The following is a 24,921-nucleotide window of genomic DNA, read 5'->3' on the forward strand; positions in this document are numbered from 1 at the left end:
CTGCCGCCTTAGCTGTCGCTCTGCTGTGTCGTCGTGCGTGTACGGGTCCGCGGGACATGTCCTACGAGAAGAGGCGCCTCCAGGTCTCCGGTCCCGGGTAGCCGTCGGCCGCAGCGCCGCGCCAGCCCTGGGCGCGTTGGAAGGCCTGGACGTTGCGCCGGTCCGCCTCGTCCCAGTGCGTGCCCGGCCCCGTCGTGTAGTGCGTGCCGTAACCGCGCTCGACGAGCCGCTTACCGAGCTGGGTGATGTGCGTGTTCGACCGGCCGGGCCCGAAGTGGTCGCGTCCGGGGAAGGCGGGCGCACCTGCCTTCTCCCTGGTGGGCGCAGGGCCGGGGATGTCCTTGCCCTGCTTGTTCGCCAGCAGGCGCCAGGTATGGGGTCCTGGCATGCCGTCCGCCTCCTTGCCGCGCCACCCCTGGGCGTGCTGGAAGGCCTGGGTGGCGCGGCGGTCGGCGTCGGTCCAGCCGGGGGCCGTGCCCTGTGGGTAGAAGCGCTTGCCGCCACGGGCCATGAGCATCTCGCGGAGGCGGATGACGGACTCGGTGTCCACACCCGGGCCGAAGTCGGTCGCGCCCGGGAACGGCGCTGCCTCCCTCTCCCCTCCGCCGGTGCTGGTGACGAGGCCCTTGTAACGGTAGGCGACATAGGAGGCGGAGTTGTTCCAGTAGGCCATGGGCGTGGCCTGTTTCCGGGTGTGGGGCTTGGTCTGCTCGTACGCCGTGTAGTAGGTGTGCGTGTAGTCGGTCCAGCCGCCGAAGATGGTGACGTGCGAGCCGCGTGTGGGGTTGGCCGGGTTGTGGAAGAGCAGGATGTCCCCGGCCTGCAGGTTCTCGTAGGTGATCCGGTCGCCGAACTCGGCGAGGCTGCCGGTCCACTCGTTCCCCGCGAGGTTCCAGGCCATCGACACATAGCCGGAGCAGTCCTGACGGTATCCGTCCGACCAGTACTTCTCCATGCTGTACGGCACCCTGGCGCTCACCCACTCCTTGGCCCGGTTGATGATCTCGGCCCGGGTGATGGCGCGCAGCTGTGTCTTGGTGGCGGCGGTCTTGCCCGCGGGACCGTGCAGGGGGGAGGTGGGACCTTGTTCGGTCGGTGGCGGCGCCGGCTCGGCGGACACAGCACCGGTCCGCGCGGAGGGGGGCGGGACGCCCTCTGCCGCAAAGCTCGACGCCGGGGTACTGAGGGCGACACCGGCCGCGGTGACCAGGACAAGTGCTCTGCGACGGCTTCGGGAGCCGGGATGTTCTCCGGCGGCGAGCGTACGGCGCCGGTGTACGCCGCCGGCGCAGTCGCGGTCGGCGGCGGGCTCGAACTCCTCGAAGACCGGTACGGCAGCCATGCGCGACTCCTCCGCACTGAACAAGATCTTCTGACGACGTTTCACGGGTGCCAGTGTCCCAGCGGTATGGACATAATGCATTTTGACGGATCAAAGGGTAAAAACAATGACCTAACGGGCCATGGCGCGTCATCGGCATGACGGGGCGACGGCGGGGCAGCGGCGCCGAGCACCCCCGGCCGTCCGGTAGAGTTCTCCAGGTCAGCAGGCGCCGCTAGCTCAGTTGGTTAGAGCAGCTGACTCTTAATCAGCGGGTCCGGGGTTCGAGTCCCTGGCGGCGCACGCGAAGCCGAGGCCCCCTCACCACAGGTGAGGGGGCCTCGGCCGTTCCCTCTACCCATGACCGGCACAGATGTGGTGACACATACGATCGTTTCCAGCCAGCACCTACCGACCGGAAACCCGTGACGCGAGCCGGTCCAATTCGTGCGTATGAACGGTTAACAGCCCCTTTCGCCCTTGCGATCATGACGGGGCTCCGAGAACCTATGCTGGAGCCGGTGACCCCAATTGGTCGCCCGTTTTGCGCAGTTGGCAGCGGTTCCGGGGGACGCTTCCGACGCGGGACGCACGGGGCGGGGGCCCGTTCACGGACGGAAGACGCGACGGGCATCATGCAACCGAAGGGTGACCGTTTCATGTCTGTAGGGACGGTGCCACCACTGACACGCCCGGGCCGGCAGGTACAGGGGATCCTGCGACCCCCCGGGTGACACGACCGACCACAGCACGCACTCACCACGCGTGCGGGGGGATGATCAATGACGTCGACGCCTGACGGCGCCGGGCAGCCGGAAGACTCGTCGCGGACCACGCAGCTGCGGGTGCCCGCGCACCTGCGCGCCGCCACCGCGCGGCTGCGCCCGAGGAAGGCGCTCCCGCGCTACGACTACGAGCACTACAGCCGGCTGGCGGGCCCCCTGACCCAGCCCGACCCGACCCGGCCGTACAAGGTCCAGTACCGTTCGCTGCTCTCGCAGGAGCCGCACCGAATACGCGCGGCCCTGCTGCTGGGCGCCGCTCCGCTGCTCTCGCTGGGCCTGTTCGCCTGGCTGATGCAGCCGCAGCACTGGACGGAGCGCGACCCGAATCTGCAGAACGACCTGCTGCTGGCCCTCGACATCGTCATGCTCGTCTCGATCGGCCTGATCGAGCTGTTCCGGACGATGAACGTGCTGTCCAACGCGCACGCGACCCTGGTGGCCCGTGACCCGGTGCCCGTGGTGCCCGAGTCCGGCACCCGCGTCGCCTTCCTCACCTCCTTCGTGCCGGGCAAGGAGCCCCTGGAGATGGTGACGAAGACGCTGGAGGCCGCGGTGCGGATCCGCCACCGCGGCCTGATGGACGTATGGCTGCTCGACGAGGGCGACGACTCCGCCGTCAAGGAGGTCTGCGCCCGACTCGGCGTCCACCACTTCTCCCGCAAGGGCGTAGCGAGGTGGAACCAGGAGAAGGGCGCCCACCGGGCCAAGACCAAGCACGGCAACTACAACGCCTGGCTCGAGGCGCACGGCGGCAACTACGACTTCTTCGCCTCCGTCGACACCGACCACGTCCCGCTGCCCAACTACTTGGAGCGGATGCTCGGCTACTTCCGCGACCCCGACGTCGGCTTCGTCATCGGCCCGCAGGTCTACGGCAACTACGACACCTTCGTCACCAAGGCGGCCGAGTCCCAGCAGTTCCTCTTCCACGCCCTGATCCAGCGCGCGGGCAACCGCTACGGCGCCCCGATGTTCGTCGGCACCTCCAACGCGGTGCGTATCAAGGCCATCAAGCAGATCGGCGGACTGTACGACTCGATCACCGAGGACATGGCCACCGGCTTCGAGATGCACCGCGCGAAGAACCCGGCCACCGGCAACAAATGGCGCTCGGTCTACACGCCGGACGTACTGGCCGTCGGCGAGGGCCCGTCCGCCTGGACCGACTTCTTCACCCAGCAGCTGCGCTGGTCCCGCGGTACGTACGAGACGATCCTGAAGCAGTACTGGAAGGGCTTCGGCACGCTGCCGCCCGGCAAGCTCTTCAACTACACGATGATGATCATCTTCTATCCCATGTCCGCCCTGAACTGGATCCTCGCCGCGCTGAGCTGTGCGCTGTTCCTAGGCATGGGCGCCTCGGGTGTGCAGATCGACCCGACGATCTGGATGATGCTCTACGGCAACGCCTCCGCCCTCCAGATCGGCCTCTACATCTGGAACCGCCGCCACAACGTCTCGCCGCACGAGCCCGAGGGCTCCGGCGGCCTCGCCGGCATGGTGATGTCGGCGCTCTCCGCGCCCATCTACGCCCGCTCGCTGATGGACGCCGTGCTGCGGCGCAAGAGCAAGTTCGTGGTGACCCCCAAGGGCGACTCGTCCAGCCCTGACACCCTGTTCGGGACGTTCCGCATCCATCTGTTCTTCGTCGCCGTATTCGGCGGCTCCCTCGCCTCCTCGTTCTGGTTCGGGCACGACCACCCCGCGATGATCACCTGGGCCTCGCTCGCGCTGCTGATCACGGCGGCGCCCATCTTCGTCTGGCGGCACGGCATCGCCGCGGAGAAGAAGAAGCGCCGGAGCAGGCGCACGGGAGGCGAGCCGCCGGCCGGAACCGGTCCGGGTGGACCTCATGCGCCGCAGCCGAGACCGCAGTTCGCGGCCGGCCAGGCGCCGGCCACCACGGACCAGACCATGCAGATCGCCCTTGGGGGACGTAAGAAATGAGCACGATGCCCGCGCGGCCGAACCACCGCAAGAACCGCGCACGCCGAATAGCCATCGGTGCCGCGGTGATCGTGGTGGTCGCCGGCTTCAACGGCCCCGCCATCTGGCGCTTCGGCTCGGAGCAGTACCACGAGTACGAGATCAACAAGCCCGAGTACAAGGCGGAGAACGGCCACTGGGACTTCCTCGAGGTCCCATCCGAGTACAGGATCAACACGATTCACGCGGCGCTGCTGCGCACCGGCAAGGTGCTGCTGATCGCCGGGTCCGGCAACAACCAGAAGAACTTCGACGCGAAGAAGTTCGAGTCGGTCCTCTGGGACCCGGCGACGAACAAGTTCAAGAAGATCCCCACCCCCAAGGACATGTTCTGCGCCGGGCACACCCAACTGCCCGACGGCAAGCTGCTGGTGGCGGGCGGCACCAAGCGGTACGAGAAGCTCGAGGGCGACGTCACCAAGGCCGGCGGCCTGATGATCGTCCACAACGAGGACCCCGACGCACCCAAGACCCTGCCCGCCGGCACCAAGTTCACCGGCAAGAAGAGTGGAAAAACGTTTATCTCCAAGGACCCGGTACTGGTCGAGAAGGCCAAGAAGGTCTTCGACCCCAGGACCGGGGCCTTCCTGCGCACGGAGGCCGGCCTCGGCCGCATCTACGTCGAGGCGGAGCAGTCCGGCAAGCAGTACGAGACCGGCACGGAGGACAACTACCGCGTGCAGGGCCTGCGCGGCTCCGACGCCCGCAACGTCTACGGCATCGCCCAGAAGCTGGCGCTCGACAAGAAGGACTTCCAGGGCATCAAGGAGGCCTTCGAGTTCGATCCGGTCGCGGAGAAGTACGTCCCCGTCGATCCGATGAACGAGGCCCGCTGGTACCCCACGCTGACCACCCTCGAGGACGGCAAGGTCCTCTCGCTCTCCGGCCTCGACGAGATCGGACAGATCGTCCCCGGCAAGGACGAGATCTACGACCCGAAGACGAAGACCTGGGAGTACACCGGGATCACCAGGAAGTTCCCCACCTACCCGGCGATCTTCCTGATGGGCAACGGCAAGCTCTTCTACTCCGGTTCCAACGCCGGTTACGGGCCGGCCGACGTCGGGCGTGACCCCGGGGTCTGGGACCTGGACACGAACAGGTTCACCAAGATCCCGGGCCTGTCGGATCCCGACCGGATGGAGACCTCGGCGACCGTCATGCTGCCACCGGCCCAGGACCAGAAGTTCATGGTCATCGGCGGCGGCGGGGTCGGCGAGTCGGAGAAGTCGAGCGAGAAGTCCCGGTTGGTCGACCTCAAGGCCGACGCCCCCCGCTTCAAGGACGGCCCCTCGCTGGAGAAGGGCACCCGCTACCCGAGCGCCTCACTGCTGCCCGACGACACCGTGCTCGTCACCGGCGGCTCGGAGGACTACCGAGGCCGCAGCGGCTCCAATGTGCTCCAGGCCCGCACGTACGACCCGAAGACGCAGACCTACACGCGCGTCGCCGACCCGAACGTGGGCCGCAACTACCACTCCGGCTCGGTGCTGCTGCCAGACGGACGGGTCATGATCTTCGGCTCGGACTCGCTGTTCTCCGACAAGGCCGACACCCGGCCGGGAGTCTTCGAGCAGCGCATCGAGATCTACACCCCGCCCTATCTCTTCCGCGACACCAGGCCCGAGGTGACCGGCGGCCCGAAGACCGTCGAGCGCGGCGAGAAGGGCATCTTCAAGATCAAGAGCGGGAAGGCCCTGAAGACGGCGAAGCTGATGCGGCCGAGCGCGGTCACCCATGTCACCGACGTGGACCAGCGCTCGATCGCCCTGGAGATGAAGAAGACCGCGGACGGCGTGGAGGTCACGGTGCCCGAGAACAGGGCGCTGGTCCCGTCGGGTCACTACATGTTCTTCGTGACGGACGAGGCGGGCACACCGTCCGAGGCGGTGTGGGTCGAGGTCCCGTAGGACCTCTGACCACGTGAAGTGCCCGGCAGCGCGTCCCTGGCTGCCGGGCACTTCACGTACCGCTACTTCGAGTTGCGCGCCAGGTCGATCGCGTACTGCGGCCACCAGTCGCCCGCCTTGGGGCCGCCCTTGCAGTCGCCGTCGGACTCACCGGGTCGCTTGACCCACAGATAGGCGTCCACGAGCGGGTCGCCCGTCCTGGTGGTGGGCGGCTCGCCGAGCGCGCGGCCGGGCGGGTTGCACCAGTTCTCCGCCGGATCGCCCTGCGTATAGGGGCCGTTGCCGTTGCGGCTGGTGTCGATGACGAAGTGCTTGCCGCCGATCTTCTCCGAAAGCTTCCTGCCGAACTGCTTGCTCGCGTCGGTGGGATAGAAGTTGGAGACGTTCACCGCGAAACCGTCGGCCTGCTCGACACCGGCCCGCTTCAGCGGCTCGTACAACGCGTCCGGGTTGGACCAGCCGGCGTTGCCCGCGTCCAGGTAGACCTTGGTGTTCGGCTGCTGCTTCAGCCGTTCGACGGCCCCCTTGAGGAGGTCGTACCGCTCCTCGTGGAACTCCTGCGGGGTGCAGTTGTCCACCAGGTGCAGCACCGCGTCCGGCTCCAGGATCACCGTCGCACGCCGGTCGCCGATACCCTTGGCGACGCTGTCGACCCAGGCCCGGTAGGCGTTGCCGTCGGCGGCGCCGCCCTTGGAGAACTGGCCGCAGTCGCGGTGCGGGATGTTGTAGAGGACGAGCAGCGCGTCGCGGTCGGCCTCGGTCGCCGCCTCCGTGAAGCCCTTGGCCTCCGCCTGAGGGTTGTCGGGACCGATCCATTCGCCGACGGGCTGCTCCGCGATCTTCATGATCAGCTCGGCGTTCTCGCTCTCACCGTTCTCGCGGTACGCGGCGATCTGCCGGGCGGCCTTGCCGTCGGGATTGACCCAGTAGGGATCGTTCTCCTTCGGCTGCTGGCTCACGACCGGCTGCGCGTTCTTGTCGCCGTCGCCGTCGGAGGAACAGCCCGCCAACAGCAGCACCGCTCCTGCGGCGGCCAGGCCCGCGCCCGTCCGGGCACTGCGGCCGACCAAACTGCGGTACATCCACTCCCCCTTGGTGCACATTGCGTTCGGTCCGGCCCTGACAGCTCCCCGGGACAAGACCGGTCGAACCATCCTGGCACACCCGCGGCGGCTGTCTCGATGTCCGCCGGATCTTCGTGCACTTGCGGTGACGCCGTCTCCGCCGGCCGCCGGTCAGGCCGCGGAGACGCCCGACAGATACGCGTAGACGACGACGTTCGCCGTGTAGGCGCCGCTCGCCCGGTCGAAGGTGCCGCCACAGGTGATGAGCCGCAGTTCGGCTCGGCCGGCCTGGCGGGGTCCGTAGACCTTCTGCGGGTCGAACCGGTCGCGGGCGATGACCTGGACGTCGTCGACGGTGAACTCGGCGACCGAGCCGTCCGCCCGGGTCACCTCGACCTTCTCGCCGGGCCGTGCGGCGCTCAGTCCGTAGAACACCGCGGGCTTCGTCTCGGTGTCGACATGTCCGACGAGCAGCGCGGCGCCGGGCTCACCGGGCTCGGTGCCGCCGTCGTACCAACCGACGGTCCCCGGTGTCTCCAGCGGCGGCGGGTCCACCGCCCCCGCCGCGTCGAGGCCGCGCGCGACGACGGGCGCGGCGATGCCGATGGCTGGGAAGGACACGCGGCGTGGCTCGGCGGCAGCGTCCAGCGGCCGGTGCGCGGGTGGCATCGGGATGCCGGGCGGGCGGCCGACCGCGGCGATGTCGCCGGTGGTCGGTGCGGACGAACTGCCGCCGTGGGCGCCGGGTGCTTCGTTCCCCCACAACCACAGCACCAGGACCAGTACCGCCCAGACCGTTCCGGTCACCAGCCGGCCGTTGCCGGGGCCCGGAGCGGGAGCGGCGGAGGAATCGGCACCTGACATGTCAGTCCGTGCCCGTGCGGCGTCGGCGGCGAGTGCTGCGCACTGCCACGGCGACCGCGGCAACACCGGCGAGGACCAGGCCGATCACGGTCTGCGAGGTGCTGGGTCCGCCGTCCTCGGCGTCGACGGTGGAGACCGGCGCGGCGAGCACGGCGGTGCCGCCGCCTCCCGCCCGTACGGGGGCCACAGGAGACTCGTGGGTCTGCGGCGGGGACGGGTGCCGCTCGCGGGGCTCGTCATGACGGGACTTCTTCGAGGGCGCCGGATCCGGCGGGGCGGCTTTCGAGTGGTGGTGGCGGGTGACTTCGACGCTTCCCGCTCCTGGGTGCTCGCGCAGGTCGCACCCGACGCGGACGTCGTACGTCCCCGGTTTCACGCGGGATCCGACCGTCGCCCTGCCGACGAGCAGGCCGTGCCTGCCCTTCGCCGACAGTGCGGCCTCCCCGCGGAAGGCGTCGGACCGGGCGACGCCGGATCCGGCCCGGCAGCCCACGACGCGGATCTCGACCTCACCGCCGGGCGCGACAGCGGCCGGCGTCACCGTGGCCTTCACGGAGCTGCCGGCGAATGCGGCCGTCGCGGGCGCCATCACGAGTACGGCGGCCGCCCCTGCCACACGGAAAGCTATGGAACCAGTACGCATCGTGAACCTCCTGATACCGCAAGAGTCACGCGCTTGGCCCGTTTCCGCATCCGCAGAGCCGGCCGCCGAGTACCTTCGACGCCGCTGACGTGCTCAGATCCGGTCGACGAGATCGGCGATCGAGTCGACGACCTTGGAGGGCCGGAACGGGTAGCGGTCGACCAGGGCGGGCGTCGTGGAGCCGGTGAGCACCAGGAAAGTCTCCATTCCGGCCTCGAGCCCCGCGAGCACGTCGGTGTCCATCCGGTCGCCGATCATGGCGCTGGTCTCGGAGTGTGCGCCGATGGCGTTCAGCCCCGTCCGCATCATCAGCGGGTTGGGCTTGCCCGCGAAGTACGGGTCCTTGCCGGTCGCCTTGGTGATCAGCGCGGCCACCGAGCCGGTCGCCGGCAGCGGGCCCTCGGTGGACGGGCCGGTGTTGTCGGGGTTGGTGCAGATGAACCTTGCGCCGCCGTTGATCAGCCGGATCGCCTTGGTCAGCGACTCGAAGCTGTATGTCCGGGTCTCGCCGAGGACCACGTAGTCGGGGTCGTGGTCGGTGAGGATGTATCCGATGTCGTGCAGCGCCGTGGTGAGGCCGGCCTCGCCGATGACGTAGGCGGTGCCGCCGGGCCGCTGGTCGTCGAGGAACTGGGCGGTGGCGAGCGCCGAGGTCCAGATGTTCTCCACAGGCACGTCGAGGCCCATGCGGGCGAGACGGGCGTGCAGGTCGCGTGCCGTGTAGATGGAGTTGTTGGTGAGCACCAGGAACGGCCTCCCGGTCTGCCGCAGTTTCTTGATGAACGCGTCGGCGCCGGGAATCGGGACGCCCTCGTGGATGAGGACGCCGTCCATGTCGGTGAGCCAGGATTCGATCGGCTTGCGTTCTGCCATCAGACGGACTCCTGCCGTACGGGTCATGCGTGCTGGGCGCCGCGACTGCGCTGTGGCGACGCCCCACAGCCTAATCAGGATGCCTGCATCTCGACCCCGTCGATCACGCGGTACCCGTTGCCGGCCCGGGTGCGGTGGAAGCGGAAGCTCGCACCGGCGGCACAGGCGGCACAGGCGAGAACGGTACGGCGGGAGACGCCGTCGATCGGCAGGGGGCTCCGCCGTCGGCGGCCGGCGTGGTCGAGGGTCGGCGCACACGCCCAACGCCCCTGCCCCGCAGGGGCATTGGGGCGTACCCGTAATCTCACTGCCCGGCGCATGTTCGTCCACGGCCCGGCCCCGGGTCGCCGTGACCGTTCAGCGGTGACCGGCTCCCCACCGCAGGCGGCGGGCGACGAACACGAGGAGTCCGCTGCTCAACAGGATCACTGCGACGCCGATGCCGACCCTGGCGAGCGAGTCGGAGCCCGTGGTGGCGAGCTGGTCGTGGGTGGGCGGCGACTTCTCGGCGGTCGTGGGTGCGGGCGCGGTCGGCGGCACACCGGGGGAACGGGCGGGGGTGGGCTCCAAGGACCCTCCACCGTCCCGGTCGCCCTCCAGAACGGCGAAGCGGTAGTCGCCCGATTCCCCGACCCAGTCGCCGTCGTCCCCCTTGCGCTGGACGACGGCGGCATTGACGGTGACCTCGTTCGCGGCCGTACCGGCGGCGACGGAGAGCCGGGTCCGTACGGTGACCGTCTTGCCGGCCGGTACGACGAAACCCTGGAAGCCGTCGTCGAAGACGCCGACGAACTCGTCCTGCACGGTCCGCTCGAGGGTGACCGGGCGCCAGCGGTCCGCCTCCTGGTCGTGGAACTCCAGCGTGACGCGCTCCGCGGTGAGCGACCGGTCCCGGGCGGTGAGGACGAGCACGGGGTGGATCCGGTCGCAGCTCTCGCGGGTGCTGTTGGCCAGCTCCACCGACCAGGAATGGAAGCCGGAGCCCGCCCGGACGGTGGCGGGGCCGCCGCGGATCCTCGTCCTGATCGGGAAGTCGGGGTCGGTGGCCTTGCCACAGGTCGGGGCAGGCTCGGCGGGCCGGTCGTCCGACCGGGCCGCCGGGGGTGCGGCGGCCTGCGTGGAGGTGGCCGCTCGGAGCGGGACACCGGAGGTCACGGCGGCGGCCGTGGTCGCGGAACCGCTGATCAGCGCGGGCGCGATCAGTGACGCGGCGGCTGTGAGGGCGAGGGCATTGCGCGTTCGCATGAGAGGCCTTTGCTGGCTCGCGTACTGCCGGGATCGCCCCGGGACGGGTCCCGGGGCGATCCATGTGTGCCCGGCGGCCAGGTCGGCGCACGGCACGGTACGGCCGTTCAGCGGCGCAACGCCCCTCCTGTCAGCGTATTTCGAGGCCCTCCTGATTGACCGTGGGACCGGCTGGGGAGCCACCGCCGGGCCTTGCGGTCCCGGCCGGGGCGACTGCGGGGGGCGCGAGGGCTTCCGACCGGCCGAACACCGGGGCGAGCACGAGCTGCGCGGCACCGTCGGCGACGGTGTGCTCACCGCCTTCGGCCGCGGCCACCGGGACCTGGTTGCGCGAGGCGAGCACCGCGCCCACTCCCCGTACGAACTCGTCCTCGGCGGCGGTGATGACACGGCCGCCGAGGAGGACCCGGTCGATGTCGAGCAGTTCGACGAGGTTGGTGGCACCGGTGCCGAGGATGCGGGCGGCGTCCGCCAGGTCGCCGCGGGCGACGGCGCGCAGGCAGAGCGCCTCGATGCAGCCGCGTTTGCCGCAGCTGCACTCGGGGCCGTCGAGCTGGATGACCTGGTGCCCGAACTCGCCGGCGCCGGTGCGTTCGCCCCGGTAGAGCGCGCCGCCGAGGACGAGACCGGCGCCGAGGCCCGTACCGAGGTGGAGGTAGGCGAAGGAGGTGCCGGGCCCGTGGAGGGCGAGGCCGAGGGCGGCGGCGTTGGTGTCCTTGTCGAGGACGGCGGGCAGCCCGAGGCGCGCGGAGAGCACGTCCCGCATCGGGAACCCGTCCCACTCGGGGAAGCCGGTGACGCGATGTGTCGTCCCGCCCGCGTGGTCGAGCGGCCCGGGCATGGCGATTCCGATGCCGAGCACCCGCAGTCCGCCCCCCACGGCCTCCGGAGCCGGCCCGGTCAGCAGGGTCGCGACCTCGGTCGCCGCTGTCGCCACGACCGCCTCCGTGCCGGCGCCCAGGTCGAGGGGGACGGTTCGGGTGTCGACGCGGCTGCCGGCGAGGTCGAGGAGGACCACCGTCAGCTCGTCCCGGTCCAGGTGGAGGCCGATGGCATGGCCCGCCGACGGCACCAGGCGCAGCACGGTGCGCGGCTTGCCTCCGGTCGACGCCCGGTGGCCGGCCTCCTCCACGAGGCCTTCCTCCCGTACCCGGGCGACAATCTTGCTGACGGCCTGCGGCGTGAGGCCGGCGGCTTCGGCCAGCTCGAGCCGGCTTATACCGCCCTCACCGGCCGTGCGCAGCAGATCGAGGACGAGCGCCGCATTGTGGCTGCGCAGCGCGGGCAGATTGGCTCCCACTCCCGCCATGCTCCTGTTCACCCTTCCATTCTCACCCCCGCTTGCACTTTGGCAACACCGTTGCTTAAGTGGGCCTATGACTGGTACCGGCTCTCCCCTACGCGTCGCCCTCGTCGGCTACGGCCTGGCGGGCTCCGTCTTCCACGCCCCGCTGATCGCCGCCACCGAAGGACTCGTCCTCGACACGGTCGTCACCTCCAGCCCGGAGCGGCAGGAGCAGGCACGCGCCGAGTTCCCCGAGGTCCGCCTCGAGATGTCCCCCGACCGCCTGTGGGCCCGGGCCGACGAACTCGACCTGGTCGTCATCGCCTCGCCGAACAAGACGCACGTCCCGCTCGCCCGCGCCGCCCTGGAGGCGGGTCTCGCGGTCGTCGTCGACAAGCCGATCGCCGGCACCGCCGTGGAGGCCCGCACGCTCGCCGCCATCGCCGCCGAGCGCTCGCTCGTGCTCTCCGTCTTCCAGAACCGCCGCTGGGACAACGACTTCCTGACCCTGCGCAAGCTCATCGAGGACGGTGACCTCGGTGATGTGCAGCGCTTCGAGTCCCGCTTCGAGCGCTGGCGCCCGCAGCTCAAGGGCGGCTGGCGCGAGTCCGGCGACCCGCTGGAGATCGGCGGTCTGCTGTACGACCTGGGCAGCCATGTCGTCGACCAGGCGCTGACCCTCTTCGGCCCGGCCGTGCGCGTGTACGCCGAGTCGGATGTGCGCCGCCCCGGCGCGCGGGCCGACGACGACACCTTCATCGCGATCACGCACGCGAACGGTGTCCGCTCGCATCTGTACGTCAGCGCCACCACCGCACAGCTCGGTCCGCGTTTGCGGGTTCTGGGCTCTGAGGGCGGGTACGTGAAGTACGGCCTGGACCCGCAGGAGGACGCCCTGCGCGCCGGCCGCCGCCCGAAGGACGGCGAGCCGTGGGGCGTGGAACCGGAGTCGATGTGGGGCCGGGTGGGTGCGGGAGAGTCGCCGCTGACCGGTGGGGGCGCTCCCGTGGAGACCGTGCCGGGCGACTACCCCGCGTACTACGCGGCGGTCGCCGCCGCGGTGCGTGAGAAGACCGCTCCGCCGGTCACCGCGGAGGAGGCGGCCGCAGCACTGGACGTGCTGGAGGCCGCCCGTCGCTCCGCCCGTGAAGGGATCACCGTCACCGTGGAGGTCAGCGCATGAACATGGACACGATGAAGCCGGCCCCCCACCTCAGTGTCGACGAGATCGTCGAGCAGGAGCGCCGGCTCACGCTGCGCCGGTTCACGTATTCGGACGCATGGGCGCTCGGCAGCATGTTGGTGGAGATGGCGCATCTGCGCGAGGCACCGGTGGCCATCGACATCCGGCGCGGCGCCCAGCAGTTGTTCCACGCCGCGCTGCCCGGCTCCAGCGCCGACAACGACGCGTGGATCGACCGCAAGCGACGGGTCGTCGAGCGGTACGGCGAGAGTTCGTACCTGGTCGGGGCGCGGCACCGCGCCAAGGGCACCACGTTCGAGGAATCCTCGCGCCTGGACCCGGACCGGTACGCGGCGCACGGCGGGTCGTTCCCGATCACGCTCGCCGGAGCGGGCGTCGTCGGCTCGGTCACGGTCTCGGGCCTGCCTCAGGCGGAGGACCACGCGATGGTGGTCGAGGCGCTGGAGCGCTTCATCGCCACGTGAGCCGGCGACGTCGGCTGCGGGCACGGGCTTGCGGTACGGCACGCTGTCGCGCGCCGTACCGCAAGCCCCGGCTTCTCGCCCGGTGTTGGCCCGGGCCGAGGGGCGTAGCCGGGCCCGGCCACACCGACTGCCCGACCGCCCGTCGGACGGCGCCGGAAGTGCTGCGCCGGTCGGTCACGCCACAGGGGCAGGCGGCCTGCAGCCCGCCGCGCCGCGGGCACCGCTCGGGCAGCCGCCACTCCGCCCGCGGAGGTGCGACCCGAGCCCGCCCGCGCCGGTAGCCGTCACGCCACAGGCGGGCGGGCGCCCGGGGTGGCCGGCCGCCCTCCCGTGACTTCGCGTGCTCGCGCGCGCTACGCGTCCTTGAGCTCCTGGCGCTGGCGGCCAAGGCCGTCGATCTCGAGCTCGACCACGTCACCGGCGCGCAGGAACGGCTTCGGCTCGGGCTGCCCGAGCGCCACGCCCGCCGGTGTACCGGTGTTGATGATGTCGCCGGGGTGGAGGGTCATGAAGCGGCTGACGTACCGGACGACGTCGGCGACGGGGAAGATCTGGTCGGCGGTCGTGCCGTCCTGCTTGAGTTCGCCGTTGACCCAGAGCCTCAGTCCGAGGGCCTGCGGGTCCGGCACCTCGTCGGCCGTCACCAGCCACGGCCCGAGCGGGTTGAACGTCTCGCAGTTCTTGCCCTTGTCCCAGGTGCCGCCACGCTCGATCTGGAACTCCCGCTCCGACACGTCGTGTGCCACGGCGTACCCGGCGACGTACGACAGCGGATCCTCGTCGGGCTCGATGTAGCGGGCCGTACGTCCGACGACGACGGCGAGCTCGACCTCCCAGTCCGTCTTGCGGCTGCCGCGCGGCACGAGCACGGTGTCGTCGGGACCGACCACGGTGTCGGCTGCCTTGAGGAAGACGACCGGCTCGGCCGGGGTCTCGGCGCCGGTCTCCGCGGCGTGGTCGTGGTAGTTCAGCCCGATGCACACGACCTTCCCGATCCGGCCCACCGGCGGCCCGACACGGAGCCCGGTCGCGTCCAGCACGGGCAGGTCGCCCGCGTCGGCCGCGGCCCTGAGCCGGCCGAGGGCGGCGGCGTCGGCGAACAGCGCGCCGTCGATGTCCGCGACGAGGGCGGACAGGTCGCGCAGCGTTCCGTCCTGGTCGAGCAGCGCGGGGCGTTCGGCGCCTGCCGTTCCGACACGCAGCAGCTTCATGGTCTTCTCTCCTCTGGTCGAGTACGAGCCCGGCCCGACAGGTGCGGCCATCGGAGGATCGGAGGATTGGCTGATCCTCCAAGACGTCCGACCACTCTGCAAGACCGTGTTCACAACCTGGACCCTTCGGGCCGGTAGCCGACGCGGTCCCTCGAGCGTCGCCGACCCCCGCGTAGGGTCCCCGTCATGTCCGTCGCACGCTCCGCCGCCCTCTTCCTCGTCGCCGCGCTCTTCGAGATCGGCGGCGCGTGGCTGGTCTGGCAAGGACTGCGCGAGCACCGCGGTTGGATCTGGATCGGTGCGGGCGTCGTCGCGCTCGGCCTCTACGGGGTGGTCGCCACCTTCCAGAGCGACGCCGACTTCGGCCGCATCCTCGCCGCGTACGGCGGTGTCTTCGTCGCCGGGTCCATCGCCTGGGGCATGGTCGCGGACGGCTACCGGCCCGACCGGTACGACATCACCGGCGCGCTGATCTGCCTCGCCGGGATGGCTGTCATCATGTACGCGCCCCGCGCCCGCTGAGTTGCTCCCCGGCTCACATCAATGCCGTCGGCGGCACCGGAACGTCCCGGTAGAGGAACACCCGCTCGACCGCGGTCCAGGTGGTGGAGGTGACGACGTACAGCGCGGCGGCCAGCGGCACGACGGCGACGGTGGCGAGCGTGAGGAACGAGAGCAGCGGCATCACCTTCGTCATCGCCCCCATGCCCGGCAGCGGCTCGGCGGTCGCCGGCGCGGCGGCCATCTGCTGCTTGGTGCGCCGGTAGCCCGACGTCGCCACGGCGGCGACGACCGCGAAGAGGGCCAGGTAGACGAGTCCCGCGCCGCCGAACACCCCGCCGTGCGCGAGGGCGTCGGTCCAACGGTCACCGAGGGGCGCGTCGAGGAGCGAGTGGCCGAGGAGCCCGTTGGGCTCGCCACCGATCTCGGCGCTGGAGAACAGGTGGTACATCAGGAGGAACGCCGGCACCTGGAGCAGGCTCGGCAGGCAGCCGGCCATCGGGGACACCTTCTCCTTGGCGTACAGCTCCAACGTGGCCTTCCGCAGCCGCTCCGGATTACTGGCGTGCTTGGTGCGCAGTTCGGCGAGCTGGGGCGCCAGGCGGGTGCGGGACTTCTGCCCGCGGGCGGCGGCGCGGGAGAGGGGGTGGACCGCGAGTCGTACGAGCGCGGTGAAGACGACGATCGCGGCGGCAGTGGCGGACGCGGCGAACAGTGGCTGGAGCAGGTCGGCGAGCTGCTCGACCAGGGTGGCGAAAACGGACATGGGTGAGCCCTCCGGGGGTCTCGTCGTGCCGGGAAAGGAAGACATGACGGCATGACGACCCGTTAAGGGCTGCGCGGAGTGCGCGTATCGGCGCCGGTGCGCCTACGGGGTCGTCAGGAGGGGACGACCGGGCGCTCGGGGCCGCCTGCGACCCCGGGCATCGGGGTCGCGCTGCGGCAGGAAGGCGGTGCGTTCCTCGCGGTCCCGCAGGGCGGTGCGTACGCGGGTGCGTGGCACGGCGGGCGCGCAGCGCGCGCTGATGACGGCGCAGACGATCAGTGCGGCACCGGCAGCGGCGGTGGCGGAGGCGGCGAGCGCGACGGCGGCGGAGATGCTGCTGCCGTCGACGAGGAGGATCTCGAGCAGGAGGAGGAACAGCAGCACGGCGGGGCGAAGCATGCGTGCCGTACGACCGGCCATGCGCCCCTCCCCTGTCAGCGATCTGCCATCTCGTCCTGCGGGACATCGAGTATACGAGCCGCACCGGCGCAGGGTTCCCGGTCCGCCGACGCAACTGTTTGAACGCTTGATTACACAGAATCACGTTGCGATCACGTTAGCGGCGCAACCCTTGACGCTTCCTGACCCGCAGAGTTGGCTTTCGGCCACCTTGGCCGCAAATGCTTCGGCCTGTCAGGGAGGTTGGATTCACCCAATGAACGCACATCTGCGTCGTGCCGCCGTCGCAGCCGCCGCCACCGCCATGCTCATACCGCTCGCCGCCTGCGGGACGGAGGAGGAGGAGCCGGGTGTGAGGCTGAGCGACGACATCGTCGTCGGGCTGCTCCTTCCGGAGAACCAGGCCGCTCGATACGAGCAGTTCGACAAACCGGTCATCGAGGAGCGAATCGCCCGGCTCACCAACAGCAAGGGCAAGGTCCTCTACGCCAACGCCAAGCAAGACGCCGATTTGCAGACGCAGCAGCTCGAATCCATGATCGAGGACGGGGTCGACGTACTGATCGTGGACGCGGTGGACTCCAAGGCCATTGCCGAGGCGATCGAGAAGGCCGACGAGGCCGACATCCCCGTCGTCGCCTTCGACCGCCTCGCCGAGGGCCCGATCGACGGCTACGTCTCCTTCGACAACGAACAGGTCGGCCACATCCAGGGCAAAGCCCTGCTGGAGGCTCTCAAGAGCGGGGGCGGCGCGTCCAAGTCCGCCAAGATCGTGATGATGAACGGCGCCCTGACCGACCCGAACGCCGCCATGTTCAAGAAGGGCGCCCACACCGAGCTCGACGGCAAGGTCGAGATCGGCCTGGAGTACGACACCAAGGACTGGAAGCCCGAGAACGCCAAGGCCAACATGGATGCCGCGATCGCCTCTCTCGGCAAGGACGCCATCGCCGGCGTCTACTCCGCCAACGACGGCATGGCGGGCGGCATCATCACGGCGCTCAAGTCCGCCGGCGTCACCGACCTGCCGCCCGTCACCGGCCAGGACGCCGAGCTGGCCGCAGTACAGCGCATCGTCACCGGCGATCAGTACATGACCGTCTACAAGCAGTACGCGCCGGAGGCGGCCGCCGCCGCCGAGATGGCCATCCTGCTGGCGAGGCACATGTCGCTCGGCGCGGCCGCCCACACGGACATCGACACTCCGACCGAGGAGTCCGTCCCGACCGTGCGCATCCCGGTCATCGCGCTGACCCGGGACAACATCAAGGAAACCGTCGTCCTGGACGGCCTCTACACCGTCGACCAGATCTGTGTGCCCAAGTTGCGTGAGGCGTGCGAGGAGATCGGACTCACCTCGTAGCCGTACGGGCGGGGGCGGCCACTTCCCGTACCGGTCACGCTCATCGTGGCCGTACCGCGGCCAGCCGCCCCCACACCACCAGCCGGAACCGGGAACTGAACTCGGGCGTGCACGTCGTCATCGTCAGGTAGTTGCCCGCCGCGCGGTATCCCGCGGCGGGCCGCACCGAGCTGCGCGGTACCGGGTCGATCACACCCGTCTCGCCCGGCAGGGTGCGCGGGAGCGTCCTGTCGACGGCGTACACGTACACACCCTCGCGCGTCTCCACCTCCACGGTGTCTCCGGGGCGGAGCCGGTCGATGTGCCGGAAGGGTTCGCCGTGGGAGTTGCGGTGCCCGGCGACGGCGAAGTTCCCGGCCCGGCCGGGCTGCACGGTGCCCGGGTAGTGCCCGACGTACCCCTTGTCGAGGACGCCCCGCTTGCCGATCCCCTCGGCGACGGGGGCGACGACGCCGAGGCGGGGGATGCGCAGGACGGCGTACGCCCGGTCCCAGCGGGGCGGCTCGGGCCCGCGGTCCGGGGCCGCGCCGGCGTCGGTGTCGGCCTTCGGGGTGGGCTCCGCCTCCCGTACCTCCTCCCCGGCCGGCGGCTTACGCTCCCCCTCCCACTCCCGCTCCAGGGCCTGCACCTGGCGCGCCGCGCCCTGTGTGGCCTGCCGGTTGGTCCACCACAGCTGGTGGACGACGAGCAGCAGAACGACGACGCCGAGCGTGACCGCGACCTCCGCGGCTGTCGACAGCCCGCGCGCGAACCACACGCGTCCGCGTTCCCCGCCTCGTCCCCGCTGCCGCTCCCACCGCCTCCGCACGGGCGCAGGGTAGGGCCGCCGCCCTCAACTCACCAGCGTGGCGACCGGCTCGGCACCGGGCAGCGGGGCAGGGGCGCACACGCCCAGCACCCCGTACCCGGGATCGGGTCGGCCTCCTGCGGTACCCCGTACAGCAGTACGGTGTGCTGCATGCGCCCCGACACGCCTGCTGACCACATCGCCGAAGCCGAGCGCCTGCTGCGCACCGCCGAGCAGTATCCGGAGGACGCCGAACCGCTGCTCCTCCAGGCCGCAGCCCACCTGGAACTCGCCGGCGAACGCGGCCGAGCCTCCACCCTCTACGACCGCCTCCTGGCCTCCGAAGCCCCGGAGCACCCGCAGCTCGTCAAAGCGCTGCAGGCCGCCAACCTCTGGGAGTACGGCCACGAGGCCGAGGCCCGCGCGCTGATCAACGGCATCCGCACCGCGGCCCCGACCGAGGCCCCGCCGTGGGAGATCATCGCGGAGACGCTGGAGCACCACGACGAGCTGGAGGCGTCGCACGAGTGCTTCTCGGCGGCGCTGTCGATCCTCCTCGCCGAGGGCGACGAGGACGTCCCCTACGCCACCCGGTCCCTGCTGTCGGGCCGCCACCGCGTCCGCCGCATGCTGGGCCTGCCCCACGACGAATGGGACGCGACGGCCGACCGGGTCCACGCCGCCCACACCCCGGACGTCACCCTCGACGAACTGCACGACCCGAACCGCCTGTGGGCACTCGGCTCCGACAACCCGGCAGAGCTCAAGGCCGAGATCGCCCGCCTCCGCTCCGAACTGGGCTCCTACCGCTCGGCCCTGTCCCGGCCCTTCCCGGTCGCGGTCCTCCACTGGCCGGAGGCGGAACTCACCGAACTGCTCGAGGCGTACCCGGAGCTCGAGTCCGAGTACCCGACCCACGCGGCCCACCTGACGGACATCGAGGCCTCGCTGCGCGACCTCGCGGCCACGGGCACGGAGAACCTGGGCATCGTGACGGCCACGGTCCCCTCGTACGAGGCCTTCGCCGCGTCCGAGCAGTCCTCACCGTCGAACGCCGACCTCCTCCCCCAGTACGCCACGACCCTCGCGGCGCGGGGACGGGCTGCGGCATGGCCGCCGGCGCGGGGGGCGGCTTGCTGGTGCGGGTCGGGGAGACGGTACGGGGAGTGTCACGGGGCGTAGAACCTGTCCCGTTGGGCCCTGTCAGTGATGCCTGATATCACTGACAGGCCTATAGGGGAGGGAATGCGATGTCGGGTCCCATCGATGATCCACCTGTAACCGGCTTGTACGAGCAGCTGATCACCTTGCGGCTCGAGAACCAGCTCAAAGGCCTCACGAGTGATCGCTGGCATGCCATCGACGACGCGGTGGGCCCCGAGTCATCGCCTCAGGTCATCGCGCGACACGTGGCGGAGACGACGCGGCGGGTACTGGAACGCCTGCCGGCAGCCGAACGTGTCCACGCCGCGAACCACATCCTCGAGTCGATGAGCACCATCGAGGGAGCACGCGAGTGGGTCGACCTCGTCGCCGATGGGCCGCGCCAACTCCTCGCGATCGCCGAGCAGGAAGCTAAGGGCGTCTACGCGATCCGTCCTGCGACACCACTCTCTGACACGGCACTCATCACCAATTCATCCGGCGATCCAAGCTTCGGCTTCGAGCTTCGCGCCGAGTTGGCCACCGCTGACCGCGTCGATCTTCTCTGCGCGTTCGTGAAGTGGCACGGTCTGCGAGTCATAGAGCAGTCCCTCGAAGCCGCGCACGCCCGCAACGTCCCCCTCCGAGTGATCACGACCACCTACATCGGCGCGACCGAACGCCGAGCGCTGGACAAGTTGGTCGAAAAGTACGATGCGGAAGTAAAGGTCAACTACGAACTACGTTCGACCCGGCTGCACGCGAAGGCTTGGCTGTTCCGGCGAAACAGCGGCTACGACACCGCGTACGTCGGTAGCTCGAACCTCTCCAAGGCCGCGCTGCTCGACGGCCTCGAGTGGAACGTCCGGCTCTCATCCATCGCGACGCCCGACGTTCTCCGCAAGTTCGAGGCCACCTTCGACTCTTACTGGAGTGAGTCAGCCTTCGAGCTGTACGAGCCAGAGCGCGACGGCTCACGCTTGGACGCGGCTCTCCAGCAGGCCGGCCGAAGCACCGCTGCCGGCACCGACAGCGGCCGGAGCATCACCCTGTCCGGCCTAGAAGTGCGTCCCTATCCACATCAACGAGACATGCTGGAACGGCTGGAGGTTGAGCGAACCGTTCACGATCGGCATCGGAATCTACTCGTGGCAGCAACCGGCACGGGCAAGACGGTGATGGCTGCTCTCGACTACAAGCGGCTGGTGAGCCAGCACGACCGAAAGCTCCGGCTCCTCTTCGTTGCACACCGTCAAGAGATCCTCCGCCAGTCACTTCGCACGTATCAAGATGTACTGGTCAACGCTGACTTCGGCCGGGAGTTCCACAGCGGCATGGTCCCCGACGAGTGGACGCACGTGTTCGCAAGCGTGCAATCGCTCAGCACCCGTTCGCTGGAACGCTTCGCGCCGGACCACTTCGACGTCATCGTCATCGATGAGTTCCACCATGGCGTGTCACCGACCTATCGCCGGATCATTGATCATTTCAAGCCCGTCGAGATGCTGGGGTTGACGGCCACACCGGAGCGCCTGGATGGCCGCAATGTCCAGGACGAGTTCTTCGATGGCCGTATCGCGGCAGAGATGCGCCTATGGGAAGCCCTCGAGAACGAACTTCTCAGCCCCTTCCACTACTTCGGTGTGTCCGACAACACCGATATGAGCGCCATCGCCTGGAAGCGTGGTTCATACGACGCTTCGGCTCTCGGCAACCTATTCACCGGCAACGAGGCTCGGGCCCGCCTCGTCGTGCAGGCCGTGCGAGACAAGGTCACCGACCCGGGCTCCATGCGCGCGCTCGGATTCTGCGTCTCTGTGGCCCATGCCGGTTTCATGGCCGATTTCTTCCAACGGGCTGGCCTCAACGCAATCGCCTTGTCGGGCGAGACACCGCGCGAGCAACGGAAGGCGGCGCTGGACGCTCTGCGATCTGGAGAGCTGCAGGTCATCTTCTCCGTCGACCTCTTCAACGAGGGCTTGGACGTCCCGGACGTCGACACCCTCCTCCTGCTGCGGCCGACGTCGAGTGCGACCGTCTTCCTCCAGCAGCTTGGCCGTGGCCTGCGGCGCAGCGAAGGCAAGGCAGTGCTAACGGTCCTGGACTTCATTGGCCAGCACCGCAAAGAGTTCCGCTTCGAGGAGCAGTTCCGAACCCTCACGAACCTGACGCGCAATCGCCTACTCGCCAACATCGCGCATGACTTTCCGCAGTTGCCGTCCGGCTGCCAGATCATCCTTGAGCCCAAGGCCAAGGAGCTGATCATCGACAACATTCGCAGTCAGATCGGTGTAAACATCACTCAGTTGGCTCGGGAGGTGGGCCAGTACGCCGAGCTCCGGCTCTCCGCGTACCTACGCGAGAGTGGGCGAGAGATCAAGGAGCTCTACCGTGGCAACGGCAACTCGTGGACTGGTCTCCTACGCCGTGCAAAGCTGCTGACCGCCCCCGCCCCCGAAGGGGAAGCAAAACTGCTCAGGCGAGCCTCCGCATTACTGCACGTCGATGACCCGCAACGGGTTGCTGCGTACTCCACGCTTCTCGCCGATGACGCACCAGCGTATGCCGATCTTGGCGAACGGGACCAGGCGTACGTCCGCATGCTCTACTTCTCGCTGTGGCCGCTCGGCGGCTTCGCTACGTACCAAGAGGCCTTGGACCACCTCCGGCCGCAACAGGCTTTCCGGGACGAGCTGCGCCAAGTCCTGGCCCACAACCTGGAACGCACGGACCATGTCCCGGTGCCTCTCCTGGGCGAACTGACCAGCCTGCCACTGACGGTGCACGCCTCGTACAGCCGTGAGGAAATCCTGCCCGCGCTGGGCCAGTCCTTCATCGGCGGCTTCATGCCTGGGCACTTCCGGGAGGGGGTGAGGTGGTGCGAGAGCATCAAGACCGACGCTCTGTTGATCACATTGGAGAAGGACGAGAAGGACTTCTCACCGCAGACGCGCTACAGGGACTACGCCGTGAACAACTTCCGCTTCCATTGGGAGTCCCAGAACCAGACCTCTGAGAGCTCCCCCACTGGCCAGCGCTACAGGCGGCACAAGGAACGCGGCACGCACGTGCTCCTGTTCGTCCGCCGCTACAGGAGCACGGACATTGGCGGCCCTCAGCCGTGGATGTTGCTGGGGCCCGCCGAATTCCTTGGTCACACGGGCAGCAAGCCGATGGGCATCACCTGGGAGTTGCAGCACGAGATTCCCGCAGATGTGTGGTCTTACTCGGCCGTCGCCGCGAGCTGAGTGCGCCCGCCACCGCCGGTCACAACCCGCCTCGATCTGCCCGCCGTCGTAGCACTCCTGGCCGGCGAAGAGACCGTCGTGGACGCGAGCACGGTCCATGTCGACGATGCGTGCGTCCGGGCCTTCGATGCCATCGACGCCGACAGGCGCAACGAGATGATGGTCCTCGACGAGGGCGACGGTACGGTCCTCGGCTGTCTGCAGCTCACCTACATCCCGGGCCTCGGCCGCCACGGGCAGGAACGCGCGCTGATCGAGGCGGTGCGGATACGGGCGGACCGGCGTGGGGCCGGGCTCGGGCGGGACCTGCTCACGCGGGCCATCGACCGGGCGCGGGAGCGTGGCTGCACCCTCGTACAGCTGACCAGCAACAAGCGGCGTGCCGAGGCGCACCGGTTCTACGCATCGCTCGGGTTTGCCCGGAGCCACGACGGGTTCAAGCTGTCGCTGTGAGAGACCGGTCCCCGGCCGCAGCCGCCTGACAGGCAAGCCCCCGCCCCGGGCGCCCTTCAGGGGATCGCGGGTACGGGAGCGGCCGGAGCCAACCGCGGCCGTGCAGGTCGTCATGATGGACCCGTCGGCGGCGCACCGGCCGCGGCCCGCAACGACCGAGGAGTACGTGAGCGAGATGACCGCAGACGCGACGCAGGCAAGCGCCGACGACGCACCCGTGATCCTGGGCAACGAGCCCGGGTCGTTCGCCTGGGGGGTGCTGGCCAAGCGGCACCCGGCACTCATCGAACAGGTCCGTGACGCGTTCCCCTGTGGGCCGGCGCAGCACGCGGCGCTCGACGCGCTGCTCGAGGAGACCGCCCACGGTGTCATCGAGCCACTCGCCGCGGGCTCGCACGACCGCGAGCGTTGGGCGGCGTGGGGACAGGGCTACTTCGGGCGGTCCTGGTTCGACGTGCCGTTCCTGTGGTCCGAGAGCTACTTCTACCGCCGGCTCCTGGGCGCGCTCGGCTACTTCGAGCCCGGTCCCTGGCAGGGGATCGACCCCTTCGGGCCGTTCAAGGCCGCCGAGCTGCGCAGCGCGACCGTCGACGACGAGCTCGCCGCGCTCGACGAGCTGGCCGGGCGGCCCGCCGACGTCCAGGGGCCCGCGCTGCTGGGTGCCTCGCTGTGGGGCAACCGCGCGGACCTCGGCTTCCGTCTCGACTCCGGTGGCGCGCAGCCGTCGACGGCCGGCGGGACCGGCTCGCGACTCGTCGCCGACGAGAGCGCGGCGCTGTGGTCACTGCTGCCGGCGGGTGGCGCGGCGCCCTCCGTGCACGTCGTCGCGGACAACGCCGGGCGTGAGCTCATCCCCGACCTCGTACTCATCGACCACCTGCTGCACGCCGAGCGCGCGGTGGAGGTGGTGCTGCATGTGAAGCCGTATCCGTACTACGTCTCCGACGCGACCATGTCGGACGTCGTCGACAGCATGCGGCGCCTCGCGCAGGCTCAGGTGCAGGCCGCACGGTACGCCGCGGAGATCGGGCGACGGCTGTGGGGTGCGATGGCCGACGGCCGGCTCGTGGTCCGCGCGCACGAGTTCTTCTGCGCGCCGTTCCCGTACGACGCGATGCCCGACAGCCTGCGGAAGGAGTTCGCGGGGGCCACCGTGACCGTCGTCAAGGGCGACCTGAACTACCGGCGTCTCGTCGGCGACCGCCTCTGGGAGCCGACCACGTCCTTCGGTGGGCGTGTCCCGTACTTCCCTGGGCCAGTGGCGGCACTGCGCACCCTGAAGTCGGACGTCATCACCGGTCTGGAGGGGGACACCGTGGCCGCGCTGGAGGCGGGCGGGCAGGCGTGGCGTACGAGCGGCACGCACGCCCTGATCCAGATGGGGGGCCGGGCCGTGAACGCCTGAC

At 69.8% G+C, this 24,921-nt stretch carries 21 protein-coding genes and 1 tRNA gene; 11 read left to right on the forward strand and 11 right to left on the reverse strand.

From position 1 onward, the window contains the following. Positions 1–61: 61 nt before the first annotated feature. Complete coding sequence (locus tag IE198_RS06320) at positions 62–1,342, reverse strand: peptidoglycan-binding protein (RefSeq protein WP_189883535.1); 1,281 nt, start codon at positions 1,340–1,342, stop codon at positions 62–64. 208 nt (positions 1,343–1,550) lie between these two features. On the opposite strand from IE198_RS06320, the gene IE198_RS06325 reads away from it, so the two are divergent. From IE198_RS06325 to glxA, 3 genes are all read left to right on the forward strand, one after another. Then, positions 1,551–1,624 (forward strand) — tRNA-Lys (locus tag IE198_RS06325). Between the two features lie 479 nt (positions 1,625–2,103). Further along, positions 2,104–4,053, forward strand: a complete 1,950-nt coding sequence (locus IE198_RS06330; RefSeq protein WP_189883537.1) for a glycosyltransferase family 2 protein — start codon at positions 2,104–2,106, stop codon at positions 4,051–4,053. Beyond that, positions 4,050–6,002, forward strand: coding sequence for a radical copper oxidase GlxA (glxA, locus tag IE198_RS06335; protein WP_373299781.1), 1,953 nt, complete (start codon positions 4,050–4,052; stop codon positions 6,000–6,002). Before IE198_RS06330 ends, glxA begins: the two co-directional genes overlap by 4 nt. A gap of 62 nt (positions 6,003–6,064) precedes the next feature. Here glxA and IE198_RS06340 read toward each other — a convergent pair whose 3' ends face one another. The 6 genes from IE198_RS06340 to IE198_RS06365 all read right to left on the reverse strand — a co-directional run bounded on the left by IE198_RS06340 (position 6,065) and on the right by IE198_RS06365 (position 12,000). Beyond that, positions 6,065–7,084, reverse strand: coding sequence for a glycoside hydrolase family 6 protein (locus IE198_RS06340; protein ID WP_189883539.1), 1,020 nt, complete (start codon positions 7,082–7,084; stop codon positions 6,065–6,067). Between the two features lie 153 nt (positions 7,085–7,237). After that, the gene (locus IE198_RS06345) at positions 7,238–7,930 is read right to left on the reverse strand and encodes a class F sortase (protein WP_189883541.1); all 693 of its coding nucleotides are present in this window, start codon (positions 7,928–7,930) and stop codon (positions 7,238–7,240) included. A gap of 1 nt (position 7,931) precedes the next feature. After that, positions 7,932–8,573, reverse strand: coding sequence for a hypothetical protein (locus IE198_RS06350; protein ID WP_189883543.1), 642 nt, complete (start codon positions 8,571–8,573; stop codon positions 7,932–7,934). Positions 8,574–8,666: 93 nt separating this feature from the next. Continuing rightward, positions 8,667–9,446, reverse strand: a complete 780-nt coding sequence (locus tag IE198_RS06355; RefSeq protein WP_189883545.1) for an HAD-IIA family hydrolase — start codon at positions 9,444–9,446, stop codon at positions 8,667–8,669. Between the two features lie 357 nt (positions 9,447–9,803). After that, a complete protein-coding gene (locus IE198_RS06360; RefSeq protein WP_189883547.1) occupies positions 9,804–10,691 on the reverse strand; it encodes a hypothetical protein in 888 nt (295 codons plus the stop codon). 130 nt (positions 10,692–10,821) lie between these two features. Beyond that, the gene (locus IE198_RS06365) at positions 10,822–12,000 is read right to left on the reverse strand and encodes an ROK family transcriptional regulator (protein WP_189883549.1); all 1,179 of its coding nucleotides are present in this window, start codon (positions 11,998–12,000) and stop codon (positions 10,822–10,824) included. A 67-nt stretch (positions 12,001–12,067) separates the two neighbouring features. Here IE198_RS06365 and IE198_RS06370 point away from each other — a divergent pair, with 67 nt between their 5' ends. After that, positions 12,068–13,159 (forward strand): Gfo/Idh/MocA family oxidoreductase, encoded by a 1,092-nt coding sequence (locus IE198_RS06370; RefSeq protein ID WP_189883551.1) that lies wholly within the window; start codon positions 12,068–12,070, stop codon positions 13,157–13,159. Further along, complete coding sequence (locus IE198_RS06375) at positions 13,156–13,644, forward strand: heme-degrading domain-containing protein (RefSeq protein ID WP_373299782.1); 489 nt, start codon at positions 13,156–13,158, stop codon at positions 13,642–13,644. Before IE198_RS06370 ends, IE198_RS06375 begins: the two co-directional genes overlap by 4 nt. Before the next feature lie 353 nt (positions 13,645–13,997). Here IE198_RS06375 and IE198_RS06380 read toward each other — a convergent pair whose 3' ends face one another. After that, positions 13,998–14,855: a fumarylacetoacetate hydrolase family protein gene (locus IE198_RS06380; protein ID WP_189883553.1), complete on the reverse strand. Its 858-nt coding sequence runs from the start codon at positions 14,853–14,855 to the stop codon at positions 13,998–14,000. Between the two features lie 186 nt (positions 14,856–15,041). Between IE198_RS06380 and IE198_RS06385 the strand changes: the two genes are divergently transcribed. Continuing rightward, positions 15,042–15,377 carry a YnfA family protein gene (locus tag IE198_RS06385; RefSeq protein ID WP_189883555.1) on the forward strand — a complete coding sequence of 112 codons (336 nt, stop codon included), beginning with the start codon at positions 15,042–15,044 and terminating at the stop codon, positions 15,375–15,377. 13 nt (positions 15,378–15,390) lie between these two features. Here the strand turns inward: IE198_RS06385 and IE198_RS06390 are convergent, their stop codons facing one another. Both IE198_RS06390 and IE198_RS06395 read right to left on the reverse strand, forming a co-directional pair. Next, entirely contained in the window at positions 15,391–16,122 is a 732-nt protein-coding gene (locus IE198_RS06390) for a YidC/Oxa1 family membrane protein insertase (protein WP_189883557.1), read from the reverse strand. Between the two features lie 102 nt (positions 16,123–16,224). Next, the gene (locus IE198_RS06395; protein ID WP_189883559.1) at positions 16,225–16,542 is read right to left on the reverse strand and encodes a DUF6412 domain-containing protein; all 318 of its coding nucleotides are present in this window, start codon (positions 16,540–16,542) and stop codon (positions 16,225–16,227) included. A 235-nt stretch (positions 16,543–16,777) separates the two neighbouring features. On the opposite strand from IE198_RS06395, the gene IE198_RS06400 reads away from it, so the two are divergent. Further along, positions 16,778–17,884, forward strand: coding sequence for a substrate-binding domain-containing protein (locus IE198_RS06400; protein ID WP_189883561.1), 1,107 nt, complete (start codon positions 16,778–16,780; stop codon positions 17,882–17,884). Positions 17,885–17,924: 40 nt separating this feature from the next. Here the strand turns inward: IE198_RS06400 and IE198_RS06405 are convergent, their stop codons facing one another. Further along, entirely contained in the window at positions 17,925–18,641 is a 717-nt protein-coding gene (locus tag IE198_RS06405) for a class E sortase (protein ID WP_229833766.1), read from the reverse strand. 201 nt (positions 18,642–18,842) lie between these two features. Between IE198_RS06405 and IE198_RS06410 the strand changes: the two genes are divergently transcribed. The 4 genes from IE198_RS06410 (at position 18,843) to IE198_RS06425 (ending at position 24,920) form a co-directional block, all read left to right on the forward strand. Next, entirely contained in the window at positions 18,843–19,853 is a 1,011-nt protein-coding gene (locus IE198_RS06410) for an SEC-C domain-containing protein (protein WP_189883565.1), read from the forward strand. Positions 19,854–19,921: 68 nt separating this feature from the next. Further along, positions 19,922–23,062 carry a DEAD/DEAH box helicase gene (locus IE198_RS06415; protein WP_189883567.1) on the forward strand — a complete coding sequence of 1,047 codons (3,141 nt, stop codon included), beginning with the start codon at positions 19,922–19,924 and terminating at the stop codon, positions 23,060–23,062. Positions 23,063–23,140: 78 nt separating this feature from the next. Beyond that, positions 23,141–23,515: a GNAT family N-acetyltransferase gene (locus tag IE198_RS06420; RefSeq protein ID WP_308426790.1), complete on the forward strand. Its 375-nt coding sequence runs from the start codon at positions 23,141–23,143 to the stop codon at positions 23,513–23,515. Positions 23,516–23,690: 175 nt separating this feature from the next. Continuing rightward, positions 23,691–24,920 (forward strand): damage-control phosphatase ARMT1 family protein, encoded by a 1,230-nt coding sequence (locus IE198_RS06425; protein ID WP_189883718.1) that lies wholly within the window; start codon positions 23,691–23,693, stop codon positions 24,918–24,920. Position 24,921: the final 1 nt, after the last annotated feature.

The sequence above is a fragment of the Streptomyces xantholiticus genome (genome assembly GCF_014651015.1).
Classification (GTDB): domain Bacteria; phylum Actinomycetota; class Actinomycetes; order Streptomycetales; family Streptomycetaceae; genus Streptomyces; species Streptomyces xantholiticus.